The organism is Candidatus Woesearchaeota archaeon, assembly GCA_018303425.1.
In the GTDB taxonomy this organism is placed as follows: domain Archaea; phylum Nanobdellota; class Nanobdellia; order Woesearchaeales; family JAGVYF01; genus JAGVYF01.
In genome coordinates, this window is sequence record JAGVYF010000001.1 from 1 (window position 1) to 12,223 (window position 12,223).

11 protein-coding genes are annotated in these 12,223 nt (G+C 28.2%); 7 read left to right on the forward strand and 4 right to left on the reverse strand.

Annotated features, from left to right (window positions below):
* The first annotated feature begins 88 nt into the window (after nucleotides 1-88).
* A complete protein-coding gene (locus J4418_00005; GenBank protein ID MBS3112455.1) occupies nucleotides 89-955 on the forward strand; it encodes a glycosyltransferase family 2 protein in 867 nt (288 codons plus the stop codon).
* Here J4418_00005 and J4418_00010 read toward each other — a convergent pair.
* Nucleotides 942-2,036, reverse strand: a complete 1,095-nt coding sequence (locus tag J4418_00010) for a glycosyltransferase family 4 protein (GenBank protein MBS3112456.1) — start codon at nucleotides 2,034-2,036, stop codon at nucleotides 942-944. The two genes, J4418_00005 and J4418_00010, sit on opposite strands and share 14 nt — an antisense overlap.
* Before the next feature lie 89 nt (nucleotides 2,037-2,125).
* Between J4418_00010 and J4418_00015 the strand changes: the two genes are divergently transcribed.
* The 6 genes from J4418_00015 to J4418_00040 all read left to right on the forward strand — a co-directional run bounded on the left by J4418_00015 (nucleotide 2,126) and on the right by J4418_00040 (nucleotide 8,712).
* A complete protein-coding gene (locus J4418_00015) occupies nucleotides 2,126-2,857 on the forward strand; it encodes a class I SAM-dependent methyltransferase (protein ID MBS3112457.1) in 732 nt (243 codons plus the stop codon).
* A gap of 214 nt (nucleotides 2,858-3,071) precedes the next feature.
* The gene (locus tag J4418_00020) at nucleotides 3,072-4,505 is read left to right on the forward strand and encodes a radical SAM protein (GenBank protein MBS3112458.1); all 1,434 of its coding nucleotides are present in this window, start codon (nucleotides 3,072-3,074) and stop codon (nucleotides 4,503-4,505) included.
* Complete coding sequence (locus J4418_00025) at nucleotides 4,502-5,389, forward strand: glycosyltransferase (GenBank protein ID MBS3112459.1); 888 nt, start codon at nucleotides 4,502-4,504, stop codon at nucleotides 5,387-5,389. Before J4418_00020 ends, J4418_00025 begins: the two co-directional genes overlap by 4 nt.
* Nucleotides 5,362-6,927, forward strand: a complete 1,566-nt coding sequence (locus tag J4418_00030) for a glycosyltransferase family 39 protein (protein MBS3112460.1) — start codon at nucleotides 5,362-5,364, stop codon at nucleotides 6,925-6,927. Before J4418_00025 ends, J4418_00030 begins: the two co-directional genes overlap by 28 nt.
* A gap of 4 nt (nucleotides 6,928-6,931) precedes the next feature.
* Entirely contained in the window at nucleotides 6,932-7,807 is an 876-nt protein-coding gene (locus tag J4418_00035) for a glycosyltransferase family 2 protein (protein ID MBS3112461.1), read from the forward strand.
* A complete protein-coding gene (locus J4418_00040) occupies nucleotides 7,804-8,712 on the forward strand; it encodes a flippase-like domain-containing protein (GenBank protein MBS3112462.1) in 909 nt (302 codons plus the stop codon). The genes J4418_00035 and J4418_00040 overlap by 4 nt, the downstream gene beginning before the upstream one ends.
* Here J4418_00040 and J4418_00045 read toward each other — a convergent pair.
* Genes J4418_00045 through J4418_00055 form a run of 3 tightly spaced genes read right to left on the reverse strand, consistent with a single transcriptional unit; the run spans nucleotide 8,709 to nucleotide 12,179 of the window.
* Nucleotides 8,709-10,112 (reverse strand): cobalamin-dependent protein, encoded by a 1,404-nt coding sequence (locus tag J4418_00045; protein ID MBS3112463.1) that lies wholly within the window; start codon nucleotides 10,110-10,112, stop codon nucleotides 8,709-8,711. The two genes, J4418_00040 and J4418_00045, sit on opposite strands and share 4 nt — an antisense overlap.
* Before the next feature lie 40 nt (nucleotides 10,113-10,152).
* Nucleotides 10,153-10,956 (reverse strand): class I SAM-dependent methyltransferase, encoded by an 804-nt coding sequence (locus tag J4418_00050; GenBank protein ID MBS3112464.1) that lies wholly within the window; start codon nucleotides 10,954-10,956, stop codon nucleotides 10,153-10,155.
* Between the two features lie 38 nt (nucleotides 10,957-10,994).
* Nucleotides 10,995-12,179: a glycosyltransferase family 4 protein gene (locus J4418_00055; protein MBS3112465.1), complete on the reverse strand. Its 1,185-nt coding sequence runs from the start codon at nucleotides 12,177-12,179 to the stop codon at nucleotides 10,995-10,997.
* Between the last annotated feature and the right edge of the window lie 44 nt (nucleotides 12,180-12,223).

The window sequence follows — 12,223 nt, forward strand, 5'->3', positions numbered from 1 at the left end:
ATTAAAAAAGTCATGATGTTTTCTTATAATGGAGATTTAGCTGAATAAATAGCTAAATTTTTATAATCTTTTCATTATTCTTATATTTATGCAATTAACAATCGGTATAGTAAACTGGAACACTGCGGAACATTTAAAAAAATGCTTAAATTCAATATTTAAAAGTAAAACTCACTTTCAATATGAAGTATACATTGTGGATAATAATTCTTCAGATAATAGTTTTGAGATAATTTCAAGATACAAAAAAGTCAAACTTATTCAAAATAAAGAAAATATCGGCATGGCTGCTTCTCTAAATCAAATAATTAAAGCAACAGATTCTGAATATCTTTTATTTTTACATCCTGATACAGAAATCTCTGAAGATACAATTGAAAAAATGTTAAAATTTTTAAATAAATATCCTTTGATTGGAATTGCAGGACCAAAACTAGTTTACCCTAATAATAAAATATTTTATTCGTGCCATAAATTTCCCACAATTATAAATCTTATTAAAGATGAAATTGGTTTAAATGGAGTTTATATGCGTAAAGCAAACCATAATAAGATACAAAAAGTTGATATTATAGCAAGCGCAGCAATTTTCATAAGAAGGCATTTATTCGGAGAAATAGGCTTATTAGACGAAAGATTTACTAACTGGTGTGCAGAATGGGATTTTGCATATAAAGCTAAAGAAAAGGGTCATGCGAGGGTATATGCGCCAATTACTAAAGTAATTCATTATGAAATAATGTCCGATACTAATTTAGAATATAAAAAACATTCTTATCCTATCGCGAATATAATGTTAGAACGATTATTATTATTTTATAAGAAACATTATTCATGGATTTCAATGATGCTATTAAAAAAATTAACTATTTTAAGACTAATAATTAAATCAGTGATTTATCCTAAAAGGTCCAGAGATTATTGGAAAGCAATTAAATTTACTATTTTCTGCTAACTTCTTTAAGAGCATTATTAAATTTTTCCAAAAAAACTGACCATGAAAAATTTTCTTTAACGTGTTTACGGCCTGTTTTGCCAATTTTTTCAACTAAATCAAAATTATCTGCGAGTAAAGACATCTTTGCAACCATTTCTTCAGGAGAATTAACTAAATATCCGGTTTTACCTTCAATTATAGTTTCTCTCGGACCGCCTTCATTAACTGAAATAATTGGCTTTTCACAAGCCATAGCTTCAAGTGGCGTAATTCCAAAATCTTCATTGATTGCTGTAAATAAATGAGCATAAGCATCTCTACAAACCTGTTGGTATTCTTTCTCAGGAAGATTCAATAAAAATTTAGCAACGCCATATTTTTTTAGTTTGCAGAGATATGGCCTATCTGAATCAAGAGCGCTTCCTGCAATAATTAACTCAAAATCCGGATGATTTTTCTTAAATACAAAAAATGCTTTCAAAGCAAATTCGAGTCTTTTTGAAGAAGTTATTCTTCCCGGGATTAAAAAATAGTTTTTATAGTCCCCCGGATTGAAATCATTAACATCAACTCCCGGATGTATTATATCTGAGGATTTATTTAAATAAGTAGATAACCTGTCCTGTACATTTTTGGAGTTACAAATGACTTTTTCAATTTTCTGAACAATGGGATAATTTAATTTTCGATATATTTTTGTAAGAGAATAAAACCCTGCTTTTGTTAAAAGATTACTTCGTTCTTTCATGCGTAGGCTATAAAGATCATAAAATGCCCTATGCGGAGAATGACAATACCATAATACACGCTCATTATTCTGACTAATCCAATGAGACGGCGACCAATGCGGGTTAATAACATCATAATTTTCTTTTAGTTTAAAGTTATGGAACCCATAGGCCGATTTAACTGTAAAAAATTTATTCATTGCATAAGGTTTAATAATTTTTATGTCGTGTTCTTTAAATCCGGCCCAAGTTTTTTCTTTATTGTAATTGAATGTATATAATGTAGGATTATATTTATCGGCAATGCGTAATATAACATTCTCTGCGCCCCCCTTTAGATTTAGATTCGTTTGAAATATAATTAAGTCCATTTTAAATGAAATAAACCGCAAAATATTATAAAATTATGTATTATAGAATAAATGATAAATTTAAAAAGAAATACTGATTAATTTGATTAATGGATTATAAAGATTTTTTAAGCGGAAAAACTGAAGAAACATTTTATTTTAAAGCAAAAAATCGGCTAATCAATATTATTATGAAAAAAATTAAAAAAAAAATTTTTAAAAATAACGATGAAAAATTTAAAATATTAAATTTAGGCGTTGGCATGGGAAACGACTTGAAAATTTTTAAAAAATACGGCGAAAATTATATAATTGATATCAATGATAAAGCTTTAAATCAAATTGATAAAAGACTATATACTGAAAAAAAAAAAGAAGATGCCTGTAACCTATCATATAAAGACAATTTTTTTGATATTGTAGTTGCATTGGGTGTATTAGAGCATGTTAAAGAGGATAATAAGCTAATTAATGAAGCATACAGAACATTAAAAACAGGGGGGGTATTTGTTTTTGAGGTACCTTGCCATCAATTTCTGTTTAGCAGTCATGATGTTGCATTAGAACATTATCGCAGATATTCCAATAAAAGAATAATAAAATTACTGGCTCGATTTAACAATTTAGAGATATTCTATTGGAATTTTCTATTATTTATTCCTGTTATGATAATGAGGATATTTAGAAAAAAATCCGAACCCAAAGTAGATAATATGAAAGTACCTCGGTTTATTGATAATATACTTTACTATATTCTTAATTTTGAAAATAATTTAATTAAAAGCAATATAAAAGTACCAACGGGGATTGGACTTATCGGTTATTGCCAAAAGCCATTATAATCGCATTTTTTACTAGTATGTATAAGTGTGCATTGATTATTTAGCCAGAAAATACACTTATTTCCCGCCAGTTTTTGACTGATGGTTTTAGATATCAGAAAGAGCGAAACGAGTATGCCATCAGTTATAGTAAAGTTTCATTTTACTGCATGATCCTAATTTTTCTTAAATCAGCACAACAATCTTTAAAAAGGAACCTTATATTAGATAATCCATGCAGCCCTTCTATAATATTGAAAAAGAACCATTAAAAATTCTTTTAATCTATCCTAATAGAATAGAATCGCCTAAAGACATTTCTCACGGTTTAGCGCAAATAAGCGCAGTTCTTAAAAAAGAAGGACACATCATAGAGCTACTGGACTCAACATTTCAAGAATTAAGTGACGAGACAATAATAAATAAAGTCAAAGAATTCCAACCCCAGCTTGTTGCAATGACAGCCGCATCAAACGATTATTATTATTCTAAACATATAGCTGAAGTCATTAAAAAAGTATCTAATGTACTAATACTTGTAGGAGGATTTCATGCTATAATTGCGCCTTATGATTTTGTAAAACATGACTGCTTTGACATGGTCTGCATTGGTGAAGGAGAAGATGCCATTAAAGAATTAGCATATTATATACAAAGAGGCAATATAAATTACAATATCAAAAATATCTGGTTTAAAAGAGGTGAAGAAGTAATCACAAACCCTCTTAGAAAATTAAATGAAAATCTTGAATCTTTGCCATTTCCTGATACTGAATTATTTGATTATCAAAAATATATTAATGCCAATAGAGGACTTGCAACTTTTATTTCTACAAGGGGCTGTCCTTATCAATGTACTTATTGTATAAACAAAACTTTAATCGGGAAATATGCAGGCTTAGGCAAATTTATTAGATACAAATCAATTGATTATTTATTTGAAGAGATTAAAGGAGTTATCAAGAAATACAATGTTAAAGAAATTGAATTCTATGATGACACTTTCACACTGGATATTAAAAGAGTAAGAGAATTTTGCGAACGATATCCTAAAGAAATTAAACTTCCTTTTTACTTAAACGTCAGAGTGAATTCAGTGACTGAAGAGATGTTTAAACTACTAAAAAAAGCTGGATGTACAAGAGTAAACATAGGTGTAGAGGCAGGAGACAAATACATAAGAAACGAAATATTAAAACGCAATATGACCGATGAACAGATTATTCAAACATTCAAGTGGGCAAGAGTTGCAGGTCTTGAAACTTATGCATTCAACATGATTGGTCTTCCTTATGAAACTAAAGAAAGTATACAAAAAACAATTGAATTAAACATGAAGATTCAACCAGACAGAGTTGGTGCATCAATATTCAATGCTTATAAAGGGACAGAACTTTATAAAATTTGTAAAGAGAACGGCTGGTTAAAAGAAGAAATAACTAAAGATTCATATTTCCAATCAAGTAATGTTAATCACCCTAACTTTACAATTAAAGAATTAAAATTTATTCGTGACACATTTGGCGCGCAAGTATATAGAAAAGAAAGAAAGTTAAGAGCAACATTGGATATCATAGATAAAACTTTAAGTAAGTATCCCTTTTTTTATCAGATAAGATCATTTTTATTTAGAATTAATGTTGTGAGAAGATTGGTGAAAAGCTTATGATTTCGATATTAATAACATCATACAAAGAATCGAGAACAATTGGGAAAGCAATTGAAGCATTTAACAACCAAAAAATTAAAGAAAATTATGAAATTCTTGTTGCTTCTCCGGATTTTGAAACCGGGACCGTTGTGATGAAATATGCTTCGATGTTTCCAAATATAAGATGGATTCAAGACAAAAGGAAGGGTAAACCCGCAGCAATTAATTTGCTTTTAAAAGAAGCAAAGGGAGATATTTTATTTTTAAGCGACGGAGACGTATATGTAAGTGATAATTCAGTAAATGATTTATTAGAACATTTTAAAGATCCAAAGGTTGGAATTGTTTCAGGCAGGCCGGTATCATTATCTCCTAAAAATACGATGCTGGGATATTGGTCGCATTTATTAACTAATGAAGCAGCACATGCTACTAGAATTGAAAGGACTCAGAAAGGTGAATTTATAGTTTGTTCAGGATATTTATTTGCAATAAGAAAAAAATTTCAATACATCCCAGAAGATTTGCTCAGTGAAGATGCAATAATGTCTCATTTGATGTGGCAAAAAGGATATAAAACAAATTATGAACCCAAAGCAGAGGTATATGTAAAATATCCTACAAACTTTAAAGATTGGATAATACAAAAAAAAAGAAGTGCTGGCGGATATCAACAAATAAGCAAATACTTTAAAAACCCCCCTATAATGAGAAGTTTTAGCAAAGAAATAATTAATGGTTGGTATAAACCCTTAAAATATGCAAGCAATACTAAAGAATTTATTTGGTCCTTAGCATTATATCCCGCAAGATTATATCTTTGGCTAAAAATATTCATGGATATAAATAATAAACATTTTAATTTGCTGGACATATGGAAGCCTGTAGAGAGCACAAAATGATTGATAAAATAAAAAAATGGATTAAGAACCCGTATAATGCAATACTCATAGCCTTATTAATAATAACAATATTTTTTAGATTAAGATATTTATTTCAAGAGAGTATTTGGGTAGATGAAACGGCTTATTATTTATTAGCTAAATATATAAAAGAAACTTTTTCATTTGGGCCATTTAGTCCATTTACAGAATTAAGATTGACTTCTGATATTGTAATTGTGTTTTGGAGTTTCTTTTTTAATTTGTTTACTGCGGGCAGAATGATGGCTTTGACATTTGCAGTATTAGGAATTATTTTTTCTTATCTGATAGGGAAAGAAATTAAAAATGAAATTTTAGGTTTACTTGCGGCAACTTTAGTTGCGTTTAATCCTTATTTATGGTTTCATTCAAGTAGAACATTAATTGATTCGCCATTAACCACGATGTTTATTATATGCGCTTATTTTTTAATAAAATTAGAAAATAAATTTTCACTTAAAAATTTAGTTTATTTAATAATTGCATTAGTTTTTACAATTCAAACCAAGTATGTAGGAGTATTATTTATATTTATAATTTTAATTTATTATTTATTAAAATTTCTTCTTGTTATACAAAATAAAAAACAAACGCTAACAAATTTATTTAAATCTAAAATAAGTTTGCTGTATTTAATTTTTTTACTGCCATTATATGCTGTAAAAAAGATTATTTTTGAGGGAATTGGTTCATTGCAATATGATCCATTTTTTATAGAACAAATTCCAATTATGCTGTCTGAACCTATAATGTGGTTAGCCGTATTTGGTTTAATCATATCATTATTTTACAAAAAAAAATCTTATTTAATTATTGCTTCATGGACGCTATTAATTTATGCGGCATTTTCATTACATCCCGCAAACCATGATCCCAGATATATTCTTCCGGGAATTCCAGGGATTATATTATTGGCTTTAATAGGATTATTTGAAATTGGAGACCTGATTCAAAGATATACTAATTTTGATAAAAAAATCTTCCAAATGATTTTAACAATTTTATTAATATTTATAACAATCCCAATACATTATGAAACTGCAAATTCCATGAATTTGAGATCGTTTTATGCATTTACGGGGTATGATGAAGCGGGAAAATGGATTCAAGATAATGTTGAAGATGGTTCAACAGTGTTTGTAATGTCAACATCCTGGGCAAATTTTTTTTCAAACAATCTTTATAACCGGATTAGTATTGATAACTCTGCTAAATTAAAGGTCCCGGAGGATCTGATTTCTGAATTAAATAATTATAAAGATAGGCCTTTTTATTTAATCATTGACAATTGGGAAGCAGGAGCACAACCAAAATGGTTAACACCTACAGAAGAAAATATTAACAATATTATAAGTATGGGATTTGAATTAAAAAATGTGATAACAAAAAAATACCCTCTCGATAATCAACAATTTACAGAGATATATAACAAAATTGGGCTATTTACAATAAACATTGATGATAGAAATTTACAAGAAATACCCGCAATTTTCATTTTTAAAAAACTTAGGGGATAAATCAATGAAAGTTATTATTTCAATTCCGGCCTATAATGAAGAAAAAACTATTGATAAAGTAGTCCTAGAAATAAATGAAGTAATGTGTAGTACGAATTATAAATATGAAATAATAGTTATTGATGATGGATCCAAAGATAAAACTGTTGAAATTGCAAAAAATGCGGGAGCAAAAGTTTATTCAAACAAAATTAATCTTGGGCTTGCAGAAACTTTTAAGCATGAGATTCAACGGTGTAAAGAACATAAAGCAGATATAATTGTGCATACTGATGCAGATGGTCAGTATCCGGCAATATTCATTCCGCAACTCATCAAAAAGATAGAAGAAGGTTATGATTTAGTTTTGGGAAGCCGGTTCGGCAGGGGGAAGTATAGCGGTTCTATGACTAAAAGTATGGGCAATATTGCATTTGCTAAATTATTTTCCCGATTATTAAACGCTAAATTGACAGATACAACAACTGGATTTAGGGCATTTACAAATAGGGTTGCAGAACTGCCTTTGATTAATACTTTTACATATACCCAAGAACAGCTTATTCGGGCAGGCAAGGCAAAGATGAGGATTGGAGAAATCTCAATTAAAACAAGAAAAACTCGGCCTAGTCGATTATTTAGTGGACCTTTAAACTATGCGCTAAAAGCATGGATAAACATATTTCGAATATATAGAGATTTTGAACCGTTAAAATTTTTTGGTATTATAGGGTTAACTTTATTTACTCCGGGTTTTTTGATTGGGCTCTATTTTATTTTATTGCACTTTACAGTGGGTATAAGCGGCCATACGGGTTTATTATTTCTAATGTTAATACTTTTGTCAACCGGATTACAGATTATGTTATTTGGATTTTTGGCAGATATGTCTAGAAAATGAAAATTAAAAAAACATTGCTTAAGATATTAGTCAGCTTATTATTTTTAGGGATTATTCTTTTAAAAATTGATGTCAATAAAACTATTAACACTTTAACATCTATTAAACCAGAGATAATTATTTTGTTTCCACTAATTATAATTATAGGTTTTCTTTTAAATTCATTTAATATTTATATATTATTTAAAGGAATTAACCTCAGAATTAATTATATTTATGTGTTCAAGAGTTATATTTCGGCGTGGCTTTTCGGGAAAGTATCAACTGGCAAAAGCGGAGAACTTTCAATATTATACTTTTTATCAAAAAAAGAAAAATATATTCCCTTTAATAAATCAGCAGCAGTAATCTTTATTGATAAAATTATCAGTTTTTTAGTGCTTTTATTTATATCTTTTTTTGCAAGTTTAATCTTATTTCGTGAAAGGCTCTATCTAATTTTAATAATATATTCGGCAATATTTATAATTGTTATTGCTGTTTTATTTTCATATAAGGCAATCTCCAGAATTATAAATTTTTTTTTTAAAAGACAAAACTATTTAGCGGGATTTACTAAAAATATCAAATATCTATTAAAAAATAGTAAAAAAAATATTTTAGTTAATATAATATTCACGTTCATTAAACATATTAATGTTTCTTTTGCAATTTTCATTATTTTTTGGGCATATGGGTTTCAAATTCCATTCATAATGGTTTTTTTAATATCCGGCATTGAAGGGATTATAAGCCAGGTACCAATTGCCTTCATGGGGCTGGGTGTGACAGAAGGGGCAGCCGTTATTTTATATAGTTTAATTAATACTCCTTTACAAATTACAATATCTGTATATATCTTCCTAAGAATTTATAGTTATTTTTTTGCTTTTGTATTATATTGTTTAAAACAAATTATATCTTAATTTCCGAGATAAGATAATCCTTTAATTAAATATCTTTTAAACATATTAAAATCACGAATCTTAAAAAATTGCCTTAAAATATAATTTGGCCTGATATAAAATTCTTTGTATGCTTGTTTTTGAATTGTTTTTAAATATTCTTTCGTTAAACCATGCGGCAAATAAACCGGTTCATTGCTATGGCTTGACATATTTTCATAGGCATTTGGATCAAAAGTCCCATATTGGGCGCAGATATTATAAAATTCAGTATTTGATAACGGCATAACTAAACTAAATTGCACGCCATCAAGTTTTAAAGACTTTGCAAAATTAATTGTATCATTAATTGTTTCTTTTGTTTCAGTAGGATTTCCAATCATAAAGTAACCTTTAGTAAATATTCCCGATTTATTTACCTGATTAATAACTTCATTTACTTGTTTGAAATTAATTCCTTTTCTTAAAAAAGTTAAAATGTCTTTATTTCCGCTTTCTATTCCAAAACTAATGTACCAACAACCTGCTTTTTTTATTAAATTGATTAACTCCATATTTTGATAAATCACATCTATTCTTCCATGGCAAGACCAAGTTAAATCAATGTCTTTTTCTAGAATCAGATTACAAAAAGTTTTGATTTTTTGTGGGTCTAATAAAAAAGTATCATCGACGAATTGAATTTCTTTTATACCATATTCTTTCTGTAAATGTTCTATTTCATTAATAATATATTCGGCAGAATGTCCCCTATATTTCCTTCCGAACACATGTTCGCAAAAAAGACAAGCGTATGGGCATCCCCTTGTTGTTATCATTGTTGTCATTGGCAATCTCATATATCGAAAACTAGATTTATATACCGAATTGGTTATGTCTAAAAGATGTCTTGCCGGGAAAGGGAGGTTATCTAATTCATCTAATAACGGCCTATCTTTATTTTCTATAATCTTCCCTTCTTTTCTAAAAATAATTCCGGATATTTCGGCATATTTCCCTTCATTTTCCATCTCAAAAATTAATTCTATTATAGTATTTTCACTCTCTCCTTTTACAATAAAATCAATATTAGAGTTCATCTCCATTAGTTTTGTTTTAAGTAAGGATGCATGCGGTCCGCCTAGAATAATTTTAATATTTTTATTTGCTTCCTTAATGATATCAATACATTTTAAAATCTGTTTATGCATTAAAGTAATTGTAGTTATTCCCACCACTAGGGGATTTTCATTTTTTATATAATTTTCAAGTTCTTCTTCAAAAATATTTTGCGCTTGACCATCAAAAATAACTACGTTGTGATTTTTTTGTTCTAAAACTGCCGCAATATACATTAAACCGAGCGGGGGATAGGTCGCACTTTGTTCGTCCCATCTTAAATTTTTATTAAATAAAGGGGGGTTAATCAATAATATTTTCATAACCAAAAATAATAAACTCTTACTTATAAAGTTTTATATGTTATATAAAATATCTTAAGTTTACAGGGTTTGAACCATTTTTAACAATAAGATATGCATAAGAACTAGAAAAACCAAATCGCATACATAATTTTCTTAACTTATTAAAACCAAATCTATAAGAAGATGATAAAGTTAAATTACGGATCTGTATCACCTTAAACCCCTCTTTTTTAAAAAGATCAATCCAATATTTTTGACCAAAATTAATAAATTCAGAAAAATGGTTATAATTTTCGCCGTGTATTGGCGGGAAAATTTTATTAACCCATAATTTATTTTTACTTTTAATATTGTCTCTAGTGCTATTTTCTTTTAATTTAGAAAATGCGACTTTTCGTCTTTCTTTATTTGATAACATATAGGCGATATACGGATAATATAAAACAAAATTTAACAATTTCCAATAACGATTTGGCATAGTATGTATCATTATACCATCGGATTTTAAAACGTTATATAGCCCTTTGAGACATTTTTCTTTATTTTTAATATGTTCTAAAAGATTGGAAGAAAAAATAAAATCAAAAGAGTCTTTTTCAAAATTTAAATCTTCTGCGTCACAAATTATCAATTTTAAATTTTCTTGATCAGAGAGTTTTATATTCAACCTTTCTGCATTATATTCAGTGCATATTATAGAATGACAATATTTCAATAAAATTTTAGATTGAAATCCATCTCCTGCTCCGATTTCCAATGCATTTTTAAAAATATTAGAATCCGCTTTTTTAAAAATAATTTCTAAATCTTTTTTGCGGAGGTTATCTCGGGCACTTTTCCAATATGTTATATAATCATACATAACATTAAAAAAAAAGAATAATATTTAAATATTTGGATTTAAGGCAATTTAAATGATTCATAAATTTGGAGGTAAGATTTAGCCATTAAATTGGCATTAAAATTATTCTGAACGTGCCTTAATCCAGTTTTACCCATTCTTCTTGCAATCTTTGGATTAGAAAATAAATAAACAATTGCTTCAGCAATCTCTTTTGAACTTTTTGGTTTAACTAATATTCCAGTTTTAGGAGTAATTGTTTCAGGAATTCCTCCGACATCACTTCCGATTACAGGGGTTTGCGCAGCCATTGCTTCTAATTGCACCTGGCCTAAAGCTTCCATTACAGAAGGAATACAAAACACATTAGCTTTTCTATATATTTCACTAATTTTGTCTGGATGTATGTAATCATAAAATTGAACATTTTTTCTTAAACATTTGCTTAATATAAATTTTTTAACTTTTGCTTTAAAAAAAAGGTTAGATTTACCAATAAATATAAATTTAGCATCCGGAAATTTGTTTACCACATAAGGCATAGCGTTTACCAAATACCATACGCCTTTTCGTTCCATATTTTTACCTACATAGAGTACTGCATGATTCAAATATTTAGAATCAGGGATCTTTAAATTAAAATCTTTGATTTTTATTCCTTTATGTATTACTTTAATCTTGGATTTAGAAATGTTGCAGGTTTTAGATATGATTTTTGCAGTATGATAACTATTTGCAATAATTAAATTTGCTTTTTTTAAAAAATATTTGTCTAAAATTTTAACTAATTGATAATGAGTGTATCTTAATAAAATATCAGTAGAAATATAGGGAAATTTAAAAATATTCCATGACGATTCTAACGCATATGTATCATTCACTGAAACAATTTTGGGAATTTTAATTCTGGAGTTTAAAAAAAAACTATCAAATTTATCCATCACATGCAAAATATCAAAATTAGATAAATCGGTCTTTTTAAAAAAAGATCTTAATTTCCAGGATAGTAAAAGCCTAATATCCATTGGTAAAAATTTCTCAATAAATTTAGATTTAAAAATGTTTAAACGGTAAATCTCAAGATTGCCTTTTTTTTCATATTTTGAACCACCCATCATCAGCAAAGTAATAACTGTTACATCATGTCCCCTAGAAACCAGATACTCTACTACGTGTGTTGCAGTTCTACCTGGACCAGAACTAATATAAGGGGGGTACTCGTGAGTCACAATGCAAATTTTCATAAGGGTATAAAATCTGCAAATATTTATAAACCTAACCTTTTTAT

Coding starts and splice junctions, on each gene's coding strand:
- J4418_00025 (MBS3112459.1), top strand. CDS start 4,502: ATGATTTCGATATTAATAACATCATACAAAGAATCGAGAACAATTGGG.
- J4418_00010 (MBS3112456.1), bottom strand. CDS start 2,036: ATGGACTTAATTATATTTCAAACGAATCTAAATCTAAAGGGGGGCGCA.
- J4418_00035 (MBS3112461.1), top strand. CDS start 6,932: ATGAAAGTTATTATTTCAATTCCGGCCTATAATGAAGAAAAAACTATT.
- J4418_00050 (MBS3112464.1), bottom strand. CDS start 10,956: ATGTATGATTATATAACATATTGGAAAAGTGCCCGAGATAACCTCCGC.
- J4418_00005 (MBS3112455.1), top strand. CDS start 89: ATGCAATTAACAATCGGTATAGTAAACTGGAACACTGCGGAACATTTA.
- J4418_00045 (MBS3112463.1), bottom strand. CDS start 10,112: ATGAAAATATTATTGATTAACCCCCCTTTATTTAATAAAAATTTAAGA.
- J4418_00055 (MBS3112465.1), bottom strand. CDS start 12,179: ATGAAAATTTGCATTGTGACTCACGAGTACCCCCCTTATATTAGTTCT.
- J4418_00020 (MBS3112458.1), top strand. CDS start 3,072: ATGCAGCCCTTCTATAATATTGAAAAAGAACCATTAAAAATTCTTTTA.
- J4418_00030 (MBS3112460.1), top strand. CDS start 5,362: ATGGAAGCCTGTAGAGAGCACAAAATGATTGATAAAATAAAAAAATGG.
- J4418_00040 (MBS3112462.1), top strand. CDS start 7,804: ATGAAAATTAAAAAAACATTGCTTAAGATATTAGTCAGCTTATTATTT.
- J4418_00015 (MBS3112457.1), top strand. CDS start 2,126: ATGGATTATAAAGATTTTTTAAGCGGAAAAACTGAAGAAACATTTTAT.